The organism is Streptomyces sp. NPDC056347 (assembly GCF_042262625.1).
GTDB lineage: Bacteria > Actinomycetota > Actinomycetes > Streptomycetales > Streptomycetaceae > Streptomyces.
The window spans coordinates 1-21,529 of record NZ_JBHJQP010000083.1 but is presented as its reverse complement, the minus strand read 5'-3'; the positions used below and the strand labels follow the sequence as shown (position 1 = coordinate 21,529).

Annotated in this window: 20 protein-coding genes; 6 read left to right on the top strand and 14 right to left on the bottom strand. The window is 72.9% G+C overall.

The features are described from left to right. The gene (locus ACFCV8_RS20140) at positions 1–1,113 is read right to left on the bottom strand and encodes a protein phosphatase 2C domain-containing protein (protein WP_376686738.1); all 1,113 of its coding nucleotides are present in this window, start codon (positions 1,111–1,113) and stop codon (positions 1–3) included. A gap of 127 nt (positions 1,114–1,240) precedes the next feature. Continuing rightward, entirely contained in the window at positions 1,241–5,023 is a 3,783-nt protein-coding gene (locus ACFCV8_RS20135; RefSeq protein WP_376686737.1) for a S8 family serine peptidase, read from the bottom strand. A 209-nt stretch (positions 5,024–5,232) separates the two neighbouring features. Here ACFCV8_RS20135 and ACFCV8_RS20130 point away from each other — a divergent pair, with 209 nt between their 5' ends. Then, on the top strand, positions 5,233–6,225 hold the full coding sequence (locus ACFCV8_RS20130) for a helix-turn-helix domain-containing protein (RefSeq protein ID WP_376686736.1): 993 nt from the start codon (positions 5,233–5,235) through the stop codon (positions 6,223–6,225). Positions 6,226–6,261: 36 nt separating this feature from the next. Continuing rightward, positions 6,262–6,744 (top strand): DUF456 domain-containing protein, encoded by a 483-nt coding sequence (locus tag ACFCV8_RS20125; protein ID WP_376686735.1) that lies wholly within the window; start codon positions 6,262–6,264, stop codon positions 6,742–6,744. On the opposite strand, the gene ACFCV8_RS20120 is transcribed toward ACFCV8_RS20125, so the two are convergent. Together ACFCV8_RS20120 and rsgA are read right to left on the bottom strand one after the other, a co-directional pair. Beyond that, positions 6,669–8,102, bottom strand: a complete 1,434-nt coding sequence (locus ACFCV8_RS20120; protein WP_376686734.1) for a DNA-3-methyladenine glycosylase 2 family protein — start codon at positions 8,100–8,102, stop codon at positions 6,669–6,671. The two genes, ACFCV8_RS20125 and ACFCV8_RS20120, sit on opposite strands and share 76 nt — an antisense overlap. A gap of 143 nt (positions 8,103–8,245) precedes the next feature. Next, on the bottom strand, positions 8,246–9,433 hold the full coding sequence (gene rsgA / locus ACFCV8_RS20115; RefSeq protein WP_376686733.1) for a ribosome small subunit-dependent GTPase A: 1,188 nt from the start codon (positions 9,431–9,433) through the stop codon (positions 8,246–8,248). A gap of 363 nt (positions 9,434–9,796) precedes the next feature. Between rsgA and ACFCV8_RS20110 the strand changes: the two genes are divergently transcribed. After that, positions 9,797–10,297: a DUF5949 family protein gene (locus ACFCV8_RS20110; protein WP_376686732.1), complete on the top strand. Its 501-nt coding sequence runs from the start codon at positions 9,797–9,799 to the stop codon at positions 10,295–10,297. 174 nt (positions 10,298–10,471) lie between these two features. On the opposite strand, the gene ACFCV8_RS20105 is transcribed toward ACFCV8_RS20110, so the two are convergent. The 6 genes from ACFCV8_RS20105 to ACFCV8_RS20080 form a co-directional block, all read right to left on the bottom strand. Then, on the bottom strand, positions 10,472–10,882 hold the full coding sequence (locus ACFCV8_RS20105; protein ID WP_376686731.1) for a rodlin: 411 nt from the start codon (positions 10,880–10,882) through the stop codon (positions 10,472–10,474). Between the two features lie 119 nt (positions 10,883–11,001). Beyond that, the gene (locus ACFCV8_RS20100) at positions 11,002–11,196 is read right to left on the bottom strand and encodes a hypothetical protein (RefSeq protein WP_376686730.1); all 195 of its coding nucleotides are present in this window, start codon (positions 11,194–11,196) and stop codon (positions 11,002–11,004) included. 260 nt (positions 11,197–11,456) lie between these two features. Continuing rightward, positions 11,457–11,867, bottom strand: coding sequence for a rodlin (locus ACFCV8_RS20095; protein ID WP_376686729.1), 411 nt, complete (start codon positions 11,865–11,867; stop codon positions 11,457–11,459). A 212-nt stretch (positions 11,868–12,079) separates the two neighbouring features. Continuing rightward, positions 12,080–12,370 carry a hypothetical protein gene (locus tag ACFCV8_RS20090; RefSeq protein ID WP_376686728.1) on the bottom strand — a complete coding sequence of 97 codons (291 nt, stop codon included), beginning with the start codon at positions 12,368–12,370 and terminating at the stop codon, positions 12,080–12,082. 268 nt (positions 12,371–12,638) lie between these two features. Next, the gene (locus tag ACFCV8_RS20085) at positions 12,639–12,872 is read right to left on the bottom strand and encodes a chaplin (RefSeq protein ID WP_376686727.1); all 234 of its coding nucleotides are present in this window, start codon (positions 12,870–12,872) and stop codon (positions 12,639–12,641) included. Between the two features lie 306 nt (positions 12,873–13,178). After that, positions 13,179–13,580, bottom strand: a complete 402-nt coding sequence (locus tag ACFCV8_RS20080) for a rodlin (RefSeq protein ID WP_376686726.1) — start codon at positions 13,578–13,580, stop codon at positions 13,179–13,181. 425 nt (positions 13,581–14,005) lie between these two features. On the opposite strand from ACFCV8_RS20080, the gene ACFCV8_RS20075 reads away from it, so the two are divergent. Both ACFCV8_RS20075 and ACFCV8_RS20070 read left to right on the top strand, forming a co-directional pair. Beyond that, on the top strand, positions 14,006–14,857 hold the full coding sequence (locus ACFCV8_RS20075; RefSeq protein WP_376686725.1) for a chaplin: 852 nt from the start codon (positions 14,006–14,008) through the stop codon (positions 14,855–14,857). Between the two features lie 253 nt (positions 14,858–15,110). Beyond that, positions 15,111–16,319 (top strand): FAD-dependent monooxygenase, encoded by a 1,209-nt coding sequence (locus ACFCV8_RS20070; protein WP_376686724.1) that lies wholly within the window; start codon positions 15,111–15,113, stop codon positions 16,317–16,319. Between the two features lie 134 nt (positions 16,320–16,453). On the opposite strand, the gene ACFCV8_RS20065 is transcribed toward ACFCV8_RS20070, so the two are convergent. Then, the gene (locus ACFCV8_RS20065) at positions 16,454–17,131 is read right to left on the bottom strand and encodes an ABC transporter ATP-binding protein (protein WP_376686723.1); all 678 of its coding nucleotides are present in this window, start codon (positions 17,129–17,131) and stop codon (positions 16,454–16,456) included. After that, positions 17,128–18,252: an ABC transporter permease gene (locus ACFCV8_RS20060; protein WP_376686722.1), complete on the bottom strand. Its 1,125-nt coding sequence runs from the start codon at positions 18,250–18,252 to the stop codon at positions 17,128–17,130. The genes ACFCV8_RS20065 and ACFCV8_RS20060 overlap by 4 nt, the downstream gene beginning before the upstream one ends. Before the next feature lie 115 nt (positions 18,253–18,367). Between ACFCV8_RS20060 and ACFCV8_RS20055 the strand changes: the two genes are divergently transcribed. Continuing rightward, positions 18,368–18,958 carry a TetR/AcrR family transcriptional regulator gene (locus ACFCV8_RS20055; RefSeq protein ID WP_376686721.1) on the top strand — a complete coding sequence of 197 codons (591 nt, stop codon included), beginning with the start codon at positions 18,368–18,370 and terminating at the stop codon, positions 18,956–18,958. Between the two features lie 26 nt (positions 18,959–18,984). On the opposite strand, the gene ACFCV8_RS20050 is transcribed toward ACFCV8_RS20055, so the two are convergent. Then, positions 18,985–19,767, bottom strand: coding sequence for a hypothetical protein (locus ACFCV8_RS20050; RefSeq protein WP_376686720.1), 783 nt, complete (start codon positions 19,765–19,767; stop codon positions 18,985–18,987). A 428-nt stretch (positions 19,768–20,195) separates the two neighbouring features. Further along, complete coding sequence (locus ACFCV8_RS20045) at positions 20,196–21,425, bottom strand: acetyl-CoA C-acetyltransferase (RefSeq protein ID WP_376686748.1); 1,230 nt, start codon at positions 21,423–21,425, stop codon at positions 20,196–20,198. Between the last annotated feature and the right edge of the window lie 104 nt (positions 21,426–21,529).

Sequence of the window (21,529 nt, the reverse complement as noted above, 5' to 3'; positions counted from 1 at the left end):
TTACGCCTCCCAGACGCCCACGCCCGTACGGTCGTCGGAGTACCCCTTCACCCGGAGCTGGGTGTCCGCGAGGAAGGCGACGAGTCCGGGCGGGGTCTTCGGAGCCCAGCGGTCGGCGAGCTCCTCGGCCAGGGCGGGCTCGCCGCGCAGCGGTCCGGCCAGGCCGGGGCTGCAGAGCAGCAGGGTGTCCCCCGACCGGGCCACCGAGCCCCTGAACCGGAACGGTTCCTCGGACGGCGCCCGCGGTCCGGGGCCGTGCGACACCGGACCCTGTGGTCCCGGGTGCCCCGGTCCGGTCCCCTGCCGTTCAGGGCCCTGCGGTTCGAGGTCCTGCCAGACGCCGTCGCGCAGCCGGAGGAATCCGCCCGCGCCCACGCCGAAGAAGATCCGCGCACGGCAGTCGGGGTCGGCGGGCAGCAGCAGACAGCGCAGGCTCGCCGTGTACCCCTCCGGCTCCTCCCCCAGCTCGGCGGCGCGGGCACGCAGCCTTCCGTAGGCGCGGTCGGTGAGGCGGTTCAGGCCGGACTTGAGGTCCTGGCGGCGGCCCGCCCGGATGTCCTCGGAGAGCCGGGGGTGGTTGCGGGCGACCGCCTCGCCGATCCAGCGGCAGGCATCGGAGGCCGCCGGATGCGCCGATCCGGTGGCGCGGGCCGCGGTGGCGACGGCGACCAGGACCAGGGCCTCCTCGTCGTCACCGAAGCGCGCGGTGAGCAGGGCGTCACGGCGGGGCTCGCCCCTGAACCGCGCGGCGTCCCCGCGGACGGAGGCGGCGCGCAGGGTGAACGTGCCGTAGCGGGCCCCGTCGAGAGCGGTGTCGGCGACGAGCGCGGCCAGCTCGTCGGGGGCGGTGGCGGGCAGTGCGGTGGGCTCGGGGTCGTAGCGGGGCGGTCCGGCCCCCACCTGGCCCGTCCGGTGCGTCGGGGCCGTGGCGCGGTCCTTGTCGCCGTCCCCGCCGCCGGAGGGCCTGCGCCCGCCCACCGCGCCGGACGCCGAATCGAAGCGGTCGTCGAGGGTGTCGGCCTTGTCGCCCGAACCGGTGTCCCGGGCGGTCTCGTCGTACAGCCTGCGCCACCACGCGTCCTCGGCGGCGGGGCTCTCCCCCTGCTGGCTCATGCCCTTATTGTCGGCCGCCGGGGCCGCGGGAAAACGGCACATCCGCAAAGACGGCCGTGAACAGGGGTCCGCCGGGCGTCCCCACCCCCCAGGGGAAGGCCGCCCGGCGGACCCGGTCAGCGCGCGATCAACGCACGGCGTACGCGTCGGTCACGGTCTGCACGACGGAATTGCCGTTGGCGTCCGTCAGTTCGGTCCTCAGGGTGACCGGCTTGCCCGCGGCGCCCGCGTGGTTCACGGTCGCGGTCCACCGGCCGTCGCGCTGCGCGGTGGTGGCCCCGGTCCAGGTCTCCCCGCCGTCGTACGAGTACGAGACCTTGGCGGCGGTCAGCTTGCCGGGCGTGTATCCGGCGTGGCCGCTGACGCTCAGACCGATGGTCTGGCCGTCCTTCGCCGCGAGGGTCTTGAGCCCGTCGGCGTCCAGGTCGTAGCCCGGGAAGAGCAGCGGGAGGCCCTGCGAGTAGGCGTTCTCGTCGCGCTTCGAGCGGAACTTCCAGGTGGTCTCGGTACTGGTGGACCGCTTCCACACGGCGGCCGGCTGGCCGAACCGCGAGGTCTGCATCGTGAGTTCGTACGCGGCGTCCTCGGCCGGGACGGTGAAGACCCCGGACGGCCAGCCGCTCTGGCCGATCAGCTCGCCGTTGCTGCGCAGGCTCATGTTGCCGATGTCGCCGAAGGAGCCCTGGAGCCCGGCGTGCTCGCTGTCGCTCCAGAAGCCGGGGGCGACGCCGATCAGGTTGTCCTGCCGCTCGGCGGCGAGCAGGAGCTTTCCGGCGGCGTCGCGCGGGGCGGCAGGGACCGGGATGCCCCGGTACCAGTTCTCCGTACGCGCCGTGCCGGCCTTGTAGGTGCGAGGCTGGTCGGTCATCAGCTCGCCGTAGGGGAAGCTGGAGGAGAGGTAGCGGACCCAGCCTGTGTCGCCCGCCGAGTAGTACTCGGTGCGCCTGCTCGGGGCGGCGACGACGTCGTTCGCCGCGGAGAACTGCGCGCCGTACGGGCGGTTGATGATCATCATGTCGATGTAGTCGGTGGCGACGCCCATCGCCTCGTAGTTCGCGGTGACCTTGCCGAGCTTGGCGTCCCGCACCTTGTAGGTGCGGTCCGAGGTGATCGGGCCGGTCTCGGGGAACGCGAGGTTGTAGACGTACGGGCTGACCGCGGTGCCCTTCCAGCGCAGCGTGACCGGGCCCTTGGCCAGGTCGGACTTGAGCGCGGCGGCCTCGTCCGACTGGATGCCGAGCGCCGGGACGACCGGCTGGGCGAAGCCGATGGACGGCTTCCAGGGGCCGGCGGCGGCACGGTGGACGATGACGGCCTTGGCTCCGGCGGCCTTCGCGTCGCGGGTCCGGGTGTAGACGTTGCTGTCGTCGCCCGCGTCGACCAGGGCGAACTTCCCGGCGACGCCCGCGGCCTTCAGCTCGTCCGGGGTGCCGGTGCCGGCGTCGACGAGTGCGGCCTCGCCCGTGCCGTCGAGGTTGACGGAGCCGGTGCTCGCCGTCGTCGGGTGCAGGTCGGCGCCGCCGACGACCGAGAGCTTCTCGATCTGCGGGGCGTAGGCGCGCCAGAAGCTGGAGAACTCGAAGTCGCCGTCGCTCGCCCTGCCCTGCACGTCCGCCAGGTAGTTCTTGACGTCGGAGCCCGCGGTGAGGGAGCCCGCGTGCAGCCAGGCGCCGTCCCAGGTGCGGCCGAAGGCCAGCGTCGTGGAGTGGTTCTCGGTGGCGCGGTCGGTGGTCCTCACCTGCACGCGGTGGGCCTTGCGGGCGTCCAGGACGACGGTGGTGTCCTTGGTGAGGTTCAGCTGCGGCCGCGCGAGGTAGGCGATCGACTCGTCGAGGCGGCCGGTGGAGTCCGCCGGGTCCGGTGAGGTGACGAAGCTGGACAGGAAGTACGCGCCGGGGCGCACCCGGTAGACCTGGTCGGCGGCGCCGTCGTTGAAGCGGCGCTCGCCGCTGGCGGTGTCGGTGCCGATGACGTCCAGCGAGGAGGAGCCGGCGGCGGGCTTGCCGGTGCGGTCGACTAGCTTGACCCGCAGGGTGACGGTCTCCGCCTCCACGTACAGCGAGAAGGGGGTGGAGACCTTGGCGCCGCCGGGGCCGGTGGCGAGCACCCGTCCGGTGACGTCGCCGTACTGGGCGGCCGTCAGCTTCGCTGCCGGGTCGATGGCCAGCGGGATCTTGACGGTGGCTCCGGCCGGGACGGTGACGCTGTTGGCACCGAGCTTGGCGACGGCGGAGCGGACGGTGGAGCCGTCGTTGCCGGTGACGCCCTGGACCTTCAGCGACAGCTTGACCGGCCTGGTGCCGGAGTTGGTGTACGGGACGTCGACGGTGGTGCGGTCGCTGCGGTCCTGCGGCCACGCGTAGGTGCCGCCCTGGAGGGCGGGGGCACCTACGACGGTGGTGTCGATGGCGGCCTTGACGTCGAGGCGTCCGGCGCCGGTCTCGCGCACGTCGCCGGGGATGTCGCTCTTCGCGGACGAGACGAGCGCCGCCTTGATCTGCTGGGCGGTCCAGTCCGGGTGACGCTGCTTCACGATGGCGGCGGCGCCCGCGACATGCGGGGTGGCCATCGACGTGCCGGACATCGACTGGTACGCGTAGACGCCCCGGCCGCCGGCCGCGGCGGCCGAGATGGCGACACCGGGAGCGGAGATCTCGGGCTTGAGGGTGTGCGAGACGATGGCGGGCCCGCGGCTGGAGAACTGGGCGGTGGTGTCGTCGCGGTCGACGGCGCCGACGGTGAGCACGCCCGGGGCGCAGCCCGGCGAGGAGACGGTGTTCAGCGTCGGGCCGGAGTTGCCGGCCGCGATCACGAACAGGGTGTCCTCGCTCTGTGCCAGCTTCTCGGCGGCCACGCTCATCGGGTCGGTGCAGTCGGTCGGTTCCGGGGAGCCGAGGCTCATCGAGACGACGTCGGCCTTCTGGTCGACGGCCCACTGCATCCCGGCGATGATCCAGGACTCGGCGCCCGAGCCGCCGTCGTTGAGAACCTTCCCGGCGAGCAGGTCGGCGCCGGGGGCGACGCCCTTCTTCTTGCCGCCGCTGGCCGCGCCGGAGCCGCCCACGGTGGAGATGGTGTGGGTTCCGTGGCCCTGCCGGTCCTCGGTGCTGTCGGAGTCGGTGAAGTTCTCCGCGGCGGTGACCCGGCCCTTGAGGTCGGGGTGTTCGGCGTCGACGCCGGTGTCGAGGACGGCGACCTTGGTGCCCTTGCCGTCGTATCCGGCGGCCCAGGCGAGGTCCGCGCCGACCTGCTTGGTCGACTTGTCGAGACTGGCCTGCACCTTGCGGTCGAGCCACAGCTTCTTCGGCCCGGAGGAGGAGAGACCTCGGGCGGTGCCGCCCTTGCCGGCTCCGGTGACGTCCGCCCAGAAGTCGGCGGCCTTCGACTTGTCCGCCTTGAGGGCGACTCCGTCGATGACGTCGAGGACCGGTCCGCGCCTGGCTCCGCGCGGGGTGGCCAGGGCGGCGCGCGCCTTGCCCTTGCCGTAGACGGCGATCAGTGGCAGCGACTTGGTGTGCGCGTCGTCGTAGCCCTGCCGGACGAGGCCGGTGACGTTGAAGAGTTCCTCGTCCACCGTTCCGGCGGCCAGCGCGGCGGCGGCCGACTCCGGGTAGACGTACAGGTCCTTGCCCGCCTGCCGGGTCTGGAGCCGGGGTACGGTCCCGTCCTCGCGCGGCAGCGCGGTGGCCGAGGGGGCCCCCGAACCGTCCGCGCGTACCAGGACCTTGTCGCCGGTGACCAGGGTCACGGTGACCGGTTCGGTCTTCTTCGCCGCGGCAGCGGAACTGCCGGTCAGTGGTCTCTTGCCTGTCGCACCGTCCTGCGGCGCTGCCGCTGACGGTGCGATCGCGGTGACGGCCAGGACCGCGGCGGTGGCCGCTCCCAGTGCCGTGCGCGATATCGGACGCATCGCTCTCCCCAAGTAAATACGGAACCAACCTGCGCAAACCGCAGCGTTACGCCGGTTGTTGGTACTGCGGTGCGCGCCACATTGGCAGAGCCACGGACGTTAAAGGGATGATGTACACGGCGGGTTTACGCCGTGGCCGCTTTCCGCCACGGCCGGTACCCGCCCACGCTGACAAGGTGCGGAATCAACGCGTCCGGGAGGGTCCGGGGATGCTGGGAGCCATAGGTCTCGACGAGATACAGGAGTCGGCGTACCGCGCGCTCGTGGCGGTGGGCGCCGCCGAGGTCTCCGATCTCGCGCACCGGCTGGTGCTGCCCGAGCCGGACACCGAACGCGCGCTGCGCAGGCTGGAGCAGCACGGACTGGCCGCCCAGTCCTCCGCGCGTCCCGGACGCTGGGTGGCGGCGCCCCCCGGGGTGGCGCTCGGGGCCCTGCTCACCCAGCAGCGCCATCAGCTGGAGCAGGCCGAGCTGGCGGCGGTGCTGCTCGCCGAGGAGTACCGCGCGGAGTCCGCCGAGCCCGACGTCCACGACCTGGTCGAGGTGGTCACGGGTGCGAGCGCGGTGTCGCACCGCTTCCACCAGTTGCAGCTGGGCGCGACGGACGAGGTGTGTGCCCTGGTCACCGGAAGGCCGGTCGCGGTCAGCGGGATGGAGAACGAGGCCGAGGAGCAGGTCGCCACGCGCGGGGTGTCGTACCGGGTGGTGGTCGAGCGGGAGCTGCTCTCGATGCCGCACGGGATCACCGAGCTGTCGGCGGCGCTGAGCCGGAACGAGCAGTGCCGGGTGATCGACCGGGTGCCGACCAAGCTGGTCATCGCCGACCGCGCCCTCGCCATGGTTCCGCTGACCGGGCGCGGCGCGGAGCCCACCTCGCTGGTGGTCCACTCCTCCGGGCTGCTGGAGTCGCTGGCGGGACTCTTCGAGGCGGTGTGGCGCGAGGCCATGCCGCTCAGGATGAGCGAGAGCGGCATTCCGGCGGAGGCGGACACCGGCCCCGACGTCACGGATCTGGAGATCCTCTCCCTGCTGCTGGCCGGGCTGACGGACGCGAGCGTGGCCAAGCAGCTGGAGCTGGGGCTGCGGACGGTGCAGCGCCGGGTGAAGGGCCTGATGGAACTGACGGGCGTCTCGACCCGGCTGCAGCTGGGCTGGCACGCGTACGAACGGGGCTGGGTGGCCCGTACCCCCAAGGAGCGCTGACGGGCGGGACCGGCCCGACTCCGGCACGCTGGTCAGATGAGTGTGTGGCAACTCGTCGCCGTCGGCCTGGTCATGCTCCTCGGCCTGCTGGGTGTGCTGGTGCCGGGGGTGCCGGGGCAGGCGATCGTCTGGGCCGCCGTGCTGTGGTGGGCGCTGGCCGACACCTCGCCGCTCGCCTGGGGCGTGCTCATCGGCGCGACGGCCGTGCTGCTGCTCGACCAGGCGCTGAAGCCGCTGCTGCCGCCGCGCCGCCCGCGCGAGACAGGGGCACCGCGCCGGACGCTGCTGCTGGGCGGGGTCGCCGCGATCCTGGGCTTCTTCGTGGTACCGGTGGTGGGCGCGGTCGCCGGGTACGTGGGGGCCATCTACGGGGCGGAGCGGCTGCGGCTGGGCAGCCGGGGCGCTGGCTGGACGTCGGTGCGCTCGGTGATGCGGGCCACCGGCTACTCGGTGCTCGTCGAGCTCTTCGCGTGCCTTCTGGTGGCGGGCGGCTGGCTGGGCGCGGTGATCTGGGGCTGAGCGTGCTCGAGGAGCTCCAGGTGACGGGCCCCGTACGAACGCCAGGGCCGCCACCGGTCCGCCTCCGGGCGATTGTCCGGGTCGACGTCCGGGTCACCGAGCGCCCGCATCCGGATGAGCGCCGCGTCCGCCGGGGCGATGCCGGGCAGCCGCAGCAGGGCCCGCTCGGCCTCCTCCCGGTCGGCCCCGGCGTCCAGCCGCACCTCCCCGTCGGCCAGGGCGGCCGCCAGCGCCCGCAGCGGCGGGTCCCCGGCGGCCGAGGCCAGCACGCCCGGCTCGGGGAACACGTGCGTCAGCCCGCCGCAGGGCACGTCCAGGACCTTCCCGTACGCCTCCACCAACCGCCCTGCCGCCGCCTCGCCCACCAGTGTCCGTACCGCGAACTCCTCCGGGTCCGCGGTGCCCGGCGAGCGCAGCCCCGGGCGGGCGGCCACCCCCGCCGCGAGCAGCGGATCGGCCGCCAGCCGCTCGTCCACGGCGTACGGGTCGGCGTCCAGGTCGAACAGGCGCCGCAGCCGCTGCACGGCCGTCGTCAGGTCCCGCAGGTCCGTGAGGTGGATCCGGGCGTCCAGCCAGGGCCCGGCGGAGCGCTCGTCGACGGCCACGATGCCCGCCCCGTACGGCAGCCGCAGGGTACGCCGGTACGTACGGGCGCCGGGCTCCCCGGCCATCTCCTCGATCCGCTCCACCACCGCGCCGGCCAGCAGGTCGAAGACCTCCCGGGCGGCGTAGGGCCCCCGGTGGGCGAGCCGCAGCGGAACGCCCGTGGTCCGCGCCTCCCGGACCGCCGCGCCCAGCCCCGTCGCGGCCTCGGCCCGCAGCGCGCTCGGGGTGCGGGCGTAGATCTGCCGGACCGTTTCGTTGAACTGGCGCACACTGGCGAAGCCCGACGCGAAGGCGATCTCGGTCACCGGCAGCCCGGTCGTCTGCAGCAGCACCCGGGCGGTGTGGGCCCGCTGGGCACGGGCGAGCGCCACGGGACCCGCGCCCAGCTCGGCGTTGAGCTGCCGCTGCACCTGCCGGGCGCTGTAGCCGAGCCGCTGGGCCAGACCGGACACGCCCTCCCGGTCGACGACCCCGTCGCCGATCATCCGGACCGCCCGGCCCACCATGTCGGCCCGTACGTTCCAGTCCGCCGAGCCGGGCACCGCGTCCGGTCGGCAGCGGCGGCAGGCCCGGAAGCCGTGGCCCTGCGCGGCGGCCGCGGTCGGGAAGAAGCGGACGTTCTTCCGCTTGGGCGTGACGGCGGGGCAGCTCGGCCGGCAGTAGATGCCGGTCGTTTCGACGGCGAAGAAGAACTCGCCGTCGAAACGGGCGTCGCGGCTGCTCACCGCCTCGTACCTGGTCCGTTCGTCCATCACACGATCCAGTGTGCGGCACCCTTGGACACCGCACCGGCGGATATCGGACACGGACCCCGGCGGTACGCGACCGTACGAACACGGCCCCTGGGGCACGGCCGCACGGACGCGGACCCGCGGTGGTACGCGACCGGGGCGGCCTACCGCACCCGGCCCCGCTTCGCTTCCATGGCCGCCCGGCCCTCTGCGCCCTGGCGCTTCCAGTCGCGCAGCATCTCCGAGCGCAGCCGGGCGTCGGTCTTGGCCGCGATGCGCCGGTTCTCGCGCATCAGCTTGCGGAAGCTGTCGAGGCGGCGCTCGTGCAGCGAACCGTCCTCGATCGCGGCGAGCACCGCGCAGCCGGGTTCGGTCTCGTGCCCGCAGTCGTGGAACCGGCACTGCCCGGCCAGCTCCTCGATCTCGGAGAAGACCTGGCCGACCCCCGCCTCCGCGTCCCAGAGCCCGACCCCGCGCAGCCCGGGAGTGTCGATCAGCACCCCGCCGGAGGGCAGGACCAGCAGATTGCGGGTGGTGGTGGTGTGCCGCCCCTTGCCGTCGACGTCGCGCGCGGCCCGCACCTCCATCACGTCCCGGCCGAGCAGGGTGTTGGCCAGCGTCGACTTGCCCGCGCCGGACGCGCCGAGCAGCACGCTCGTGCCGCCCGAGACGATCGCGGAGAAGATGTCGATGCCCTCCCCGGTGGCGGAGCTGACGGCCAGTACCTGCACCCCGGGCGCGACGCCCTCGATGTCCTGGACGAGATGCGCCAGGGTCGCGGTGTCCGGTACGAGATCGGCCTTGGTCAGCACCACGATCGGCTCGGCGCTGCCGTCCCCGGCCCGGCCGTCGTCCCGCAGCAGCGCGTCACCACTGGCGCTGGACATGGCGAGCGCCAGGAAGCGCTCCACCCTCCCGAGGTCGAAATCGACGGCGAGCGAGAGGCAGATGACGATGTGGTCCACGTTGGTGGCGAGCACCTGGCCCTCGGAGCGCTGCGAGGACGTGGACCGGACGAAGGCGGTACGCCGCGGCAGCAGCTTCCGCACGAACTGCGGGTCGCCTTCGGGATCGACGGCGGCCCAGTCGCCCGTGCAGACGATCCGCATCGGATCGCGCGGGACGACGAAGGCGGTGTCGGCGCGGAGCGTGCCGTGCGGGGTGACGACATCGCACTGGCCGCGGTCCACCCGCACCACCCGGCCGGGCAGCAGCCCCTGTTCGGCGTACGGCGCGAAGGCGTCCGCCCACGCGTCGTCCCAGCCGTAAGGGGCCAGCGGATGCGCGGCGGACGGGTCCTGCGAGGACAGGAACGAGAAGGAAGAAGAGAACGGAGAAGACGGGAAAGACAAGGGAGACCCTTCGAAGGGCGGCCCCGGCAACGCGCACACGGGCGCGGAGAGTTGCGGAGTAGGTCAGCCGGCGGCCACAGGGGTGGGCATGATGCTCTTCCGATTGCGGGCAGTGCCCGCCGCAGCGACAGTCATCACGATCCTCACCTCCTGGTTCACGCACGGGACCGACAGCGGTGGTTGATCACCGCTGCCCCGAACGAGACACACCATAGCCCTCGGGCGTCCGTCGGCTCAACATATTTACGCACGGCCCGGAACGGAGACGATCGGGACCGTCTTCACCGGGTATACGCGGCTATCTCCCTCGATCAGGTGATAGGCGTGGGCAACAGCCTGTTCATGGCGGTTAGGGTGCCGGACATGACCTCACCCCAGACCTCCACCGGCACATTCACCCCGGCCCAGTTGGGCACGATCACACTGATCGGGTGGAGCGGCGCGCATCCCGCCGACGGCAGCGATGTCGCCTTCCTTCTCGTCTACTCGCTGGGCGACGGCACCGGCGGCCCGGCCGTCGGGGAGGCCGCCATGCGCGCTTCGCTGGAGCGCACCGGCCTGCCGGTCGGCTCCGCCCCGGTGTACGCCGCGGAACAGCCCGCCCTCCCGGTGAAGCTGCTCGTCCAGGCCGGACAGGCCGTACTGACGCTGCCTCATTTCACGGCCCAGTACCCGGCGCCGCCGGAGTGGCTGGCCGCCGCCACCGCCCGGGGCGAGGTGCACGCGATGTTCGCCACCCGCCCGTGGCCGCAGGGTGCGCCGGGCCGGCCGGTGAGCGAGGAGCAGCTGCGGTCCTTCGCGGCCGACCCGGAGGTCATCACCACCGCCGCGCACTGCGTGCTCCCGGTCCGCAGCCTGGGCTGACCACTCCCGCCGGCCCGCCGCCCGGTACGCCGGATGCCCACCGCCCCCGTGGCGCGGTGGGCATCCTCGCGGGCAAGGCCCTGGGGCGCCGCCCCGGATGGTGCTGTTCCCTCCGTACGCGGCGGTGCGGGCGGCCGCGGGGAGAACCCCGGAACCGCCCGCACCTGTGGCACGTCAGTTGTTGGCGACGCCGTTGCCCGAGAGCACCGGGATGTCGTCCACCAGGTGCGACAGCGGCTCGTCGCCCTTGGCCTGGGTGGAGTTCTCGGTGCACTGCTGGTTCTGCGGCGAGGCCAGGACGTTGATGTCCTGGACCGCGACCGGGATCAGCAGGCCGACGAGCGAGCCGGCGTTCACCTTGAGCGGCAGGCCGACGCAGGCCTTGTTCAGGGTGCCCTGAATGAGCTGGGCCTGCGGGCTGCCGTCGCCGTGGGTCGCGGCGTTGCCGAACGCGTCGACGGCGCCGTTGCCGCTGGCCGACGTGGTGCCACCGTCGTTGCCGATCGCCATGGCCGCGGGGGCCGCGACGGCGGACAGGCCGACCAGGGACACGGCCACTGCCGCGCCGGCCATCATCTTCTTCATCACGCTTCACCTTTCGGAGCGTCCCGTTGTGGAACGTACTGATCAACCGGCTACGGAAGCGTCGGTTCCGCAGTACCACCCAAAAGTGTTCGATCCGGCATGAGTTCGACCGTCGGTCGTCAGCCGTCGACGACCTCGCCGGACGTGCGGGCCGCGGGAACCCTGGCGCGGGGTCTGCCGGGATCCGCCGGGGGCGCCGGATCCGGATCGCCGTGGGCCGCCCGCCATTCGGCGAGCAGCCGGTCGTAGATGGGTGTGCCGTCCTGCGCGTGCCACTGCCGACCGCGGGGATGCTGACTGTCGTACTGGTCCATGTCCGGCCCCTACCCGGTGCGGCGGCCGGTGTCCTCCGGGACTACGGCAACCGGCCCAGTCCGCCCGCCCCTTCGGGGGGCCGTCGCGCTCCGGACACACCGATGGGGTCGGCGCATCCCGACGGCCGGGGATCGGTCGTGGTGGGGATGCGCCGACCCCAAGGGCGGGTCGGAACCTGCGTGCGGACGGGCGGGAGGCTGCCCGGGTGCGCTCCCGGCCGGCACAGGACGACCGGCGAGGAGCGCGGGGCGGTACGGCCCTAGTTGTTGGCGACGCCGTTGCCGGAGAGGACCGGGATGTCGTCCAGGATGTGCGACAGCGGCTCGTCGCCCTTGGCCTGGGTGGAGTTCTCGGTGCACTGCTGGTTCTGCGGCGAGGACAGGATGTTGAGGTCCTGGACCGAGATCGGGATCAGGCCGAGCACCGAGCCGACGTTGGCCTTGGCCGGGAGCGCGATGCAGGGCTTGTTGAGCGAGCCCTGGATGAGCGCGATCTGCGGGCTCATGTTGCCGTAGGTGGCGGAGTTGCCGTACGACTGCACGGCCTCGTTGCCGCTGAGCGAGGTGGTGCCACCGTCGTTGCCGACGGCCATGGCCTGCGGGGCGATCGCGGCGGAGACGCCGACGAGCGAGGCAGCCACGGCTGCCGAGGCCATAATCTTCTTGATCATGAAATAGCCCTTCTGGAATTTCTCTGTTGCCCGCCTGTCCGGAGCGACCTGATCAACTCGCGGCCAACGGGGATGGTTGTGCCGATTCACTCGAACGGTGCCGCCCCGTCCGGCCGTATGCCGGGGTCGGGGCACCGGAGGAACACGGGGGGCGGACGATCGGCGGAGGACTGACGGGAGACCGCCGGGAGTACGGTCCGGAGCTTCGGGGTTCAGCCGCCGACCGGCAGGCCGCCGAGGAGCGGGGCCGCGCCCTTGACCGCACCGGTGGCCTGCTCGGCCAGCTTGGTGACGGTGCCGTTCTTCTTCACCGAGTCCGCGGTCCGGCCCACCGTGTCGATGACCGGGTTCACAGCCTGCGGGGCGCTCTCCACCACCTGGTTGATGCCCCCGTTCAGGCTGAGGTTGGGGGCCGTGGTGTTGGTGACGGCCAGGGCGGGAGCAGCCGTTCCGAGAGCGACCACGGAACCGGCGACGAACGCAGCGGTCTTCGCGTACTTCATTTTTCTGGTCTTCCTTTCTGCAGCGGCGTCTGTTCCGGTCGCGCACCGCGCCGCACGGGCCTTCGGTGGCCGCGCCTTCCGCCGCTTTCGCCCTGGGTAACGATGCGGTCGCGGCACGGCAACTGGACGCGGCACGGTTTTCCGCGGGTCCATCCGTTCGAAGGGCAATGGCGGAGAGCGGGAAACAGGGGAAGGCCCCGGAGCGCGTGGCGAAACGCGTTCCGGGGCCTTCCTCGGTCACAGACGTCCGGCCGCCGGGGCCGGAAGTTCAGGCGTTGACGCAGGTGTTGCCGAAAGTGGGGTTGAGGATACCGATCACGTCAATGGTGTTGCCGCACAGGTTGATCGGGATGTGCAGCGGAACCTGGATGACGTTGCCCGAGATCACGCCCGGGGAGCCGACCGCGGCACCTCCGGCACCGGCGTCGGCGAACGCGGGCGCGGCGGCACCCATCGCCATCAGGGTTCCGGCGGCAATGGCGGCAACCTTGGTGTACTTCACTGTGTTCCCTTTCTTCGACGGAGTCCGAAGCGGCCACGTCTTTCGCGCCGCACGAGCGTGGTCCTCATCGCTCGTAACTCCGCCGCTTTCATTCGTAACGATTTAGGACCGTAGGCGAAACTCGTAGAGCTGAAGATCGTCAAAAGATCGCCCGGATGACGCAACATCAATAGCTCGATGCCACGGGACGGCACGTTCTTCCGACTGCCCGCGTTCCTCGGCCGGTGTGTGACGACGACAGGCCCGAACCGCGCGGAGGAGGAACCGGCGGCTCGGGCCTGTCGTTACGGCTGGATCAGGTGCGGATCAGCTGTTGCCGGCACCGTTGCCGGAGAGGATCGGGATGCTGTCCAGGATGTGCGACAGCGGCTCGTCGCCCTTGGCCTGGGTGGAGTTCTCGGTGCACTGCTGGTTCTGCGGCGAGGACAGGACGTTGACGTCCTGGACCGCGATCGGGATGAGGCCGATGAGCGAACCGGCGTTGACCTTGGCCGGCAGACCGATGCAGGGCTTGTTCAGGCTGCCCTGGACGAGGCTGAACTGCGGGCTGCCGTCGCCCTGGGTCTCCTGGTTGCCGAAGACCTGCGAGGCTCCGTTGCCGGAGAGCGAAGTCGTGCCGCTCTCGTCGCCGATGGCCATGGCCTGCGTCGCGCCCAGACCGAGGATGGAGGCGGCAACGGCACCCGTCGCCAGAACCTTCTTGATCACGTTTAACCCTTCTCGTACTGGATGCCCCGTACCGGAGCGCCCTGCCCAACTCGGGACTTGACGTTTGGTTCTCTCGATTCACCCGAATGTCACGTCGCACGTACAGAAGTACGAAAAGCACTCCAGCCGTTCATCGCTACTCCATTCGCGTGATCACAAAACTTCCACGGCTTTGCGAGTTTCCTGAACAAATCCTCCTCGTTATCTATGTACCAGGTGCGCAGTTCGAGCGCTTGACCGGCAGAAGCGGGATTCGCTCACGTGGAGACGGAGAACGCGTCTTCATGGTCTCTGCCATTTCCGACACCGCCGCCTGCCGAGTCACGCACGGACACCGCCGGGTGTTCCCTCGGCGACATCTGTACCGGCCTGATGAACGAACTGCGAGCTCCGGCTCGCACGGAATGTCCTAGGAAGGGCAATCGATGCGCAAAGCCTTGAGTAAGAGCGTGCTGGTCGCGGCAGCAGCGTCAGGACTGCTGGCCATGACCGGCGGATACGCGTTCGCGGACGCCGCTGCCGACGGCGCGGCCGTCGGTTCGCCCGGCGTCGCCTCGGGCAACACCGTGCAGGTGCCGGTGCATGTGCCGGTCAATGTGTGCGGCAACACGGTCGATGTGATCGGCCTGCTGAACCCCACGTTCGGCAACAAGTGCGCCAACGTGGGCGGCCAGGGCGGCGGCGGGGGCCAGGGGGCGAGTGCGGAGGGCGCCGCGGTCAACTCCCCCGGTGTGCTCTCCGGCAACGTGGTGCAGGTCCCGGTGGACGTGCCGGTCAACGCCTGCGGCAACAGCGTGAACGTGGTCGGTGCGCTGAACCCGGCGTCCGACAACACCTGTGCCAACGTGTCCGGTGGGCATGAGGTGCCGCCGCCGGTGCCGGTCCACCTGCCGCCGCACAAGCCGCCGGTGCACCCGCCGCACAAGCCGCCGGTGGAGCCTCCGCACAACCCGCCGAAGCCGCACAAGCCCGACTGCCCGCCCGAGCACCACAAGCCGCCGGTCGAGCCCCCGGCCCCGACCCACCACAAGCCGCCGAAGCCGCACAAGCCGGACTGCCCGCCCGAGCAGCACAAGCCGCCGGTCCACCACGAGCCCACGAAGCCGCACAAGCCCGACTGCCCGCCGGAGCAGCAGACGCCGCCGAGCCACCCCGCTCCGCCGGAGCTGGCGCACACCGGTGCCAACGGAAACCTGGGCATGGCCGGTGGCGCGGCCGCGGCCATGGTGCTCGGCGGGGGCCTGATGGTCCGCCGCGCCCGTACCGCGAAGGACTGACCGATTCGAAGGACCGATTGAACGGGTCGGCCGACAGCCGACCGGCATGAAGGGCGGCGGTCCGCCGCGCAGCCGGGGCTGCGCGACGGGCCGCCGCTCTGTCGCGCGGCCCCGCGACCGTGTCCGGGGACTCCCCCCGGGGAGAGCGGGATCCTGTCCCGCCCGGACGGCCGGGGCGCCGGTGTCGGGCCCGGCCGGGTGCGACGAGGGGGTGATCGGTACCTCGGAGACATCTCGCAATGACCAGGGACAGATGACCAGGGACATCGGGACGGGTGGTGGATCGGTGGCGGTGACAGGTCTACGCATCGGGGTGGTCGGCGGCAGCATCGCCGGCTGCGCCATGGCGATCGCTGCGACGCGGGCCGGGGCGGAGGTCACCGTCCACGAGCGCAGCGACGGCGCGTTGCAGGAGCGGGGCTTCGGCATCGTCATGCCGCCCTCGCTCCACCGGGAGCTGCTGGCGAGCGGCTATCTGGGCGCGGACATGGAGACGGTCCCGGTCGGCACCCGGGTCTGGCTCACCCGGGCCCCCGGTGGCCGGTCCACCCGTGAGCTGGCGCGCCAGCGGGCCCCGGTCGCCGCGTGCAACTGGGGCCTGCTGTGGCGGGCGCTGCGCGGGCGCGTCGGCGCGGGGGTGTACCGGCGGGGTCTGCCCGTGGAGTCCGTGGCGCGGGCGGCCTCGGGGCGCGGTGTGATCCGTACCGGGGACGGGGAGCGGGAGTACGACATCGTGGTGGGGGCGGACGGGTACGGTTCCGTCACCCGTGGGCGGATGGCGCCGGACGTGCGGCCGCTGCCCGCCGGGTACCTGGCCTGGCGGGGGACGGTCCCGCTGGACGTGCTCGGCGACCTCCCGGGCCCGCTGGAGCTGCTGCGCGGCGCGTGGGCGACGCTGGGCTTCCCCGGCGGGCACGCCGTCTTCTACGTGATCCCGGGCCCGGATCCGGGGTCGCGGCTGCTGGCGTACGTCGTGTACGGGGCCGCCCCGCGCGGGACCGGGCCGGACGCGTACGTGCACGAGCTGGCCGGGGAGCACTTCCCGGCGGAGTGGGCCGAGGTCGTCGCCCGGGGCGGGGCCGGCGCCCGGGGCGTCCACCCGGTCGCCGACTTCATGCCGCCGCGGGTCGCCGAGCCGCCGTTCCTGCTGGCGGGCGACGCGGCGGGGGTGACCCGGCCGCACACCGCCAGCGGTGCGGTCAAGGCGTTGCAGGACGCGCTGTGCCTGGAGCGGGCCCTGCGGGGCGGGGCGGCCTCGGTGGCCGAGGCGCTGGGCCGTTACGCCGACGAGCGCACCGCCGAGGGGATCCGGCTGGTGGAGCTGGGGCGGCGGCTGGGACACCATCTGGTGGAGCGCACCCCCGACTGGGCGGCGATGGGGCCCGCCGAGGTGGAGGCGTGGAGCCGGGCCGCGCTGAACGGCGCCCGGAGCTATCTGTACGGGGGCGTGCACCGGCCATGAGGGACCGGCCGGTGCACGGCCGGGCCGTGCGGCGTCGGGTTCGCACGATCGCAGGGCGGCAGGCCGTCCTCGTAGCGGATGTACGAGGACGACTCCGACGACGCGGCGGGCGGCGGGCGGCGGTTCGGAGGAACCTAGGCGGTGGCCGTCGCGGCGGTCAGCGCGGCCATGTCCACGACCTGGTCGGCGGCCTCCGCCACGGCCGGGTCGTGGGTGGCCACGACCGTGACGCAGTCGTCCTGGTGGGTGCGTTCGGCCAGCAGCTCCGCCAGTTCACCGGCCTGGGAGCGGTCGACGGCCGCCGTCGGTTCGTCGATCAGCAGGAGCTTCGGGGAGAGGAAGAGCGCGCGGGCCAGGGCGACGCGCTGGCGTTCGCCGCCGGAGAGCTGCTCGGGGCGGTGGCGCAGCCGGTGGCCGAGGCCGACCCGGGTGAGGGCTTCCTCGGCGCGGGTGCGGTGGGTGCGGGGACGGCCGCCGTTGATGTACACGGCAGCGAGCAACTGGTCGGTGGCGGTCAGGCCGGAGAGCAGGTTGCCGCTCTGGAACATGTAGCCGATCCGTTCCCGGCGTGCCTCGGCCCGGCGGGCGTCGGAGAGCGCGGCGAGGTCCTCGCCGTCCAGCAGGACCTGCCCGGCGGTGGGCCGCAGCAGGGCGCCCGCGACGGCGAGCAGGGTGGACTTGCCGGAGCCCGAGGGGCCGACGAGCGCCGTCATCCTGCCCGTCCCGAAGGTGACGTCGAGGCCGTCGAAGACGGTGGTACGGGCGTCGGCGCGGCCGAAGGCGACGGTGACGCCGGTCAGTTCGAGACTCATCGGTTGGCTCCCAGCATGGTCAGCGGGTCGGCTCGGGTGACCCGGCGCAGGGTCAGGGCGGTGCCCGCGAGGCCGACGGCCGCGACGGTGCACATGGTGACGGCGAGGGTTCCGGCGGGCAGGCTGAAGGGCACCTGTTCGCCGACCAGGAACCCGACCGCTCCGGCGAGCAGGGCGCCCGCGGCGGTGCCGAGGACGACGACCAGGGCCGCCTGGAGCACGGTGTGCGCGAGCAGTCGGCGCCGGGAGGCGCCCATGGCCCGCAGCAGGGCGAGTTCGGGCTGGCGCTGCACGGTCCACACGGCGAAGAAGGCACCGACGACGAGCGGGGCGATCAGGTAGAGGAAGACCTGGATCGAGGTCATGGTGACCCGCTCGCCGGTGTAGCCGGGGGCCGCCTCGTACGCCTTCTCCTTGGTGAGGGTGGTGGTGGAGTGCCGCTCGTCGAGGGCGGCGGCCGAGGTGCCGGTGGGTTCGGTGCGCAGGGCGAGGGCGCTGAACTGGTCGGGGATCGCGGCGGCCGAGGCGGCGGGGGCGCCGGGGGTGCTGAAGCGGATGCGCTGCCAGGTCTTCAGCGGGACGTAGGCGACGGGCACATGGCCGTAGCTGGAGCGTTCGGTGAGCCCGGTGACACGCAGTTCGATGCCGAGCCGGTCGATGACCAGGGTGTCGCCCACGCGTACGCCCTCGTCGGCGAGCTTGGCGGACATCACGATGCTGTCCTGCGGGGCGTCGGCGAGGCCGTGCCCCTCGGTGACGGAGGGGTCGAGGAAGGAGCCGGGCTCGACGCCGAACGCGGCGAGGTCGACCTCGGCGCCCCGGTCCGTGGTGCCCCGGGTGATGGAGACGCCCAGCGGGGCCGTCCCGGTACCCGCGTCCGCGCGCCAGGCGGCGGCGGTCTTCTCGTCGAGGAGGCTGCGGGCGAACTGGTCGGAGCGGGCGTCCGAGGAGAAGACCAGCTGCGCGGCCGGCAGGCGGCGCAGCGCGGAGACGGTGTCGTCGCCGAGTCCGGTGGTGAAGCCGGAGACGATCCCGACGAGTGCGGCGACGAGCACCACGACGGACCCCATGAGCAGAAAGCGCCCCCGGGCGGCGCGCAGCTCCAGTAGTGCGAGGAACACGGCGGTTCCCTTCGGTGGATCGATGTTAGGGACAGTGCGTCGCCAAGATAGATGATGGGGACGCACCGTCCCCAAGTGGGGGTCGGATGTGCGCAGGGGCTTCTAGACTGTGCCGGTGCCCAGGATCAGAGCCGCGACGGTCGCCGAGCACCACGCCCAGCAGCGGCTGGCCCTGGTGCGGGCCGCGCGCGAGCTGCTGGAGGGCGGGAACGCGGAGGCCGTGACGTTCGCCGCGGTCGCCCGGGCCACCGGCCTCGCCCGCAACAGCGTGTACAAGTACTTCCCCGGCCGCCCCGAGCTGCTCGCCGCCGTCGTCGAGGATGCGATGCCGCGCTGGACGGACGCCATCCGGGGCGGCATGACGGCGGCCGGTACGCCCGAGGAGAAGATCGCCGCGTACGTGTCGTGCCAGCTGGACCTGGTACGCGGGGGCGAGCACCGGATCGCCCAGGCGCTGGCCGGGGTCCGGGACGCGACGGTGGTACGGGAGAGCGCGGCACACGCCCATCGGGAGCTGCTGACCCCGCTGATCGAGGCGCTGACCGTGCTGGGCGAGGACGACCCGCGGCGTGCCGCGCTGCTGCTCCAGGGGATCGTCAACGCGGCCACCACGGCGATCGAGGGCGGCGACGACCCCGACGCGGTGACGGACCGGGCGGTCCGGATGGCCGTCACCGCGATCACCGGGACGGCGCCGCCCCGCTGAGGCCCGGTGCGGGCCGGCGGATCAGGTCACTGGCGCCCGAGGGCCCGCCGCACGGTGAGGCCGTGGTGCTTGCGCAGGCGGTACAGCTCCCAGCACGACAGTGCCGTCACCGACACCGGGGCGCCGAGCAGGAACACGACGCGGGCGAGGACGGGCACCTCGGCGTTCTCATTGCTGATCACGTCGAGGGCGGCCATCACCCACACCATCAGGGTGGCGAGGACCGGCGGCAGCACCTCGTGGATGTCCGCGGTGCGGAACACGTGCATGAGGCCGAGCCCGATCCCGTACAGGACGAACCCCAGCGACCACGCGCAGAGCACGACGAGGACGGCCGTGCCGGGGGTCCCGATGGCGTCACGGAAGCCGGAGGTCTCCGGGTCGGGCGCGACGGCCAGGGGGAACGTGGCCATGGCCCCCATCAGGGCCGCCACCGCCCCGAAGGACTTCAGCGACCGGCGCAGATAGAGCCCGCGCAGCGCGCCCCGTGCGGCGAACGCGAACAGGCCGATCACGAACGGGAAGGCGCACACGAGGACGAGGGTGCTGATCCAGCTCTGGTCGAACCTGTCGTTCGCGACGGTCTGGACGCCCTCGGCCGTGCCGACCGGCTTGTACGACATGGTCAGCACGAGCCAGGCGACGAGCCCGAGCCCGGTGCGCCACAGCTGGAGCCTGCGCACCGTGGGATCCGCGACGGTTCCCGGGCGCGAGGGACGGAAGGCCCGCTGGGCGGCGTAGAACGGGTTGTAGACGCACTTGAGGATCCGTCGCCCGCGCGTCAGCGGGGGCCGGGGCGGGCGCGGCACCGGCGGCCACGGGCCACCGCCGGGCGGCTGCGGCGGGTACGGGCCCCGGTTCCGCGGCGGCACGGGCGCGGGCTGCGGCGGCCAGGGCCCCGCGCCGGGACCGCCGGGGTACGGGGGATGACCGGGCCCGGGGTAGGGCTGGGGGCCGGGGTAAGGCTGAGGGCCGGGGTAGGGCTGGGGGCCGGAACCCGGGCCCGGCTGTCCACCGGGGCCGGGGCCGCCCGTCGGGCCCCGGTGGCCGTCGCCGTTCGCACTCATGCCGCGCTCCCCCGATGCTTCGTTCCCTGCCGCGCGGCACGGCTCCCGCCGCCCGCCCGGCATGCGGCGCGATCCTACTCATCGCGGGGGCCGGGAAGCGCACGTTCCCGGGACTTCAGGACCGGAACTTCAGGACCGGGACTCGATGACCGGGGCTCGATGACCGGGGCTCAGGCGGCGATCCGCTCGAAGACCGCGGCGAGGCCCTGGCCGCCGCCGATGCACATGGTCTCCAGCCCGTACCGGGCCTCCCGGCGGTGCAGTTCGCGGGTGAGCGTGGCGAGGATGCGGGCTCCGGTCGCGCCGACCGGGTGGCCGAGGGAGATCCCGGAGCCGTTGACGTTGATCCGCTGCTCGTGGTCCTTCTCGCCGAGGCCGAGCTCCCGGGTGCAGGCCAGGACCTGGGCGGCGAATGCCTCGTTCAGCTCGATCAGGTCGAGATCGGCGAGGGTGAGGCCGGCCCGGTCCAGGGCGGTGCGGGTCGCCGGCACGGGGCCCAGGCCCATCGTCGCGGCGGGCACCCCGGCGCGGGCGAAGGAGACCAGCCGGACCAGCGGGGTGAGGCCGAGCCGTTCGGCGGTCGCCGCGCTGGTCACCAGGCAGGCGGCGGCCGCGTCGTTCTGACCGCTGGCGTTGCCCGCGGTGACGGTCGCCTCCGGGTCGGACTTCGCCATGACCGGGCGGAGCGCGGCGAGCTGCTCCGCGGTGGTGTCGGGGCGGGGGTGCTCGTCGGCGGTGACGACCGTCTCGCCCTTGCGGGTCCGCACGGTGACCGGAACGGTCTCCGCGGCGTACCGGCCCTCGGCCGCCGCCCGGGCGGCCCGCCGCTGGGAGCTCAGGGCGAGGGCGTCCTGGTCGGCGCGGCCGATGCCGTACGTGCGCCGAAGGTTCTCGGCGGTCTCGATCATGCCGCCGGGTACGGGGTGGTGGATGCCGCCCGCGGTGACCCGGCCCCTGGCCAGGGAGTCGTGGAGCTGGAGGCCAGGGCCCTTGATGCCCCAGCGGCCGTCGTGGGTGTAGTACGGGGCGGCGCTCATCACGTCCACGCCGCCCGCGATGACGACCTCGCTGAATCCGGCCCGGATCTGCATCGCCGCGTCCAGTACGGCCTGGAGGCCGGAGCCGCAGCGGCGGTCGACCTGGGAGCCGGTGACCGTCTGGGGCAGTCCGGCGTCCAGCGCGGCGACCCGGCCGATGGCGGGGGCCTCGGCGGACGGGTAGGAGTGCCCGAGGATCACCTCGTCGACGGCGTCGGGGGCGATCCCGGTGCGGGCCACGACCTCGGCGACGACGCGTGCGGCGAGGACGGCCGGGGTCTGCGTGGCGAACACGCCGCCGAACCGGCCGATGGGGGTGCGCAGGGGTTCGCAGATGACGACGTCGGACTGCTGGTCGGGCACGGTGTGACCTTTCCGGGACGGCAGGACGGACGGGACGGGCCGTCGGCCCTTGCGCCGGGCGGCCGGGCGGGCCCATGTCTTCGCGCGGCGGCCGAACTCCGGGC

Bases quoted from the DNA above. Each gene is read 5' to 3' on its own strand.
- ACFCV8_RS20140 (WP_376686738.1), bottom strand. From the start codon at position 1,113: ATGAGCCAGCAGGGGGAGAGCCCCGCCGCCGAGGACGCGTGGTGGCGC.
- ACFCV8_RS20135 (WP_376686737.1), bottom strand. From the start codon at position 5,023: ATGCGTCCGATATCGCGCACGGCACTGGGAGCGGCCACCGCCGCGGTC.
- ACFCV8_RS20130 (WP_376686736.1), top strand. From the start codon at position 5,233: ATGCTGGGAGCCATAGGTCTCGACGAGATACAGGAGTCGGCGTACCGC.
- ACFCV8_RS20125 (WP_376686735.1), top strand. From the start codon at position 6,262: ATGAGTGTGTGGCAACTCGTCGCCGTCGGCCTGGTCATGCTCCTCGGC.
- ACFCV8_RS20120 (WP_376686734.1), bottom strand. From the start codon at position 8,102: ATGGACGAACGGACCAGGTACGAGGCGGTGAGCAGCCGCGACGCCCGT.
- ACFCV8_RS20110 (WP_376686732.1), top strand. From the start codon at position 9,797: ATGACCTCACCCCAGACCTCCACCGGCACATTCACCCCGGCCCAGTTG.
- ACFCV8_RS20105 (WP_376686731.1), bottom strand. From the start codon at position 10,882: ATGAAGAAGATGATGGCCGGCGCGGCAGTGGCCGTGTCCCTGGTCGGC.
- ACFCV8_RS20100 (WP_376686730.1), bottom strand. From the start codon at position 11,196: ATGGACCAGTACGACAGTCAGCATCCCCGCGGTCGGCAGTGGCACGCG.
- ACFCV8_RS20095 (WP_376686729.1), bottom strand. From the start codon at position 11,867: ATGATCAAGAAGATTATGGCCTCGGCAGCCGTGGCTGCCTCGCTCGTC.
- ACFCV8_RS20090 (WP_376686728.1), bottom strand. From the start codon at position 12,370: ATGAAGTACGCGAAGACCGCTGCGTTCGTCGCCGGTTCCGTGGTCGCT.
- ACFCV8_RS20075 (WP_376686725.1), top strand. From the start codon at position 14,006: ATGCGCAAAGCCTTGAGTAAGAGCGTGCTGGTCGCGGCAGCAGCGTCA.
- ACFCV8_RS20070 (WP_376686724.1), top strand. From the start codon at position 15,111: ATGACCAGGGACATCGGGACGGGTGGTGGATCGGTGGCGGTGACAGGT.
- ACFCV8_RS20065 (WP_376686723.1), bottom strand. From the start codon at position 17,131: ATGAGTCTCGAACTGACCGGCGTCACCGTCGCCTTCGGCCGCGCCGAC.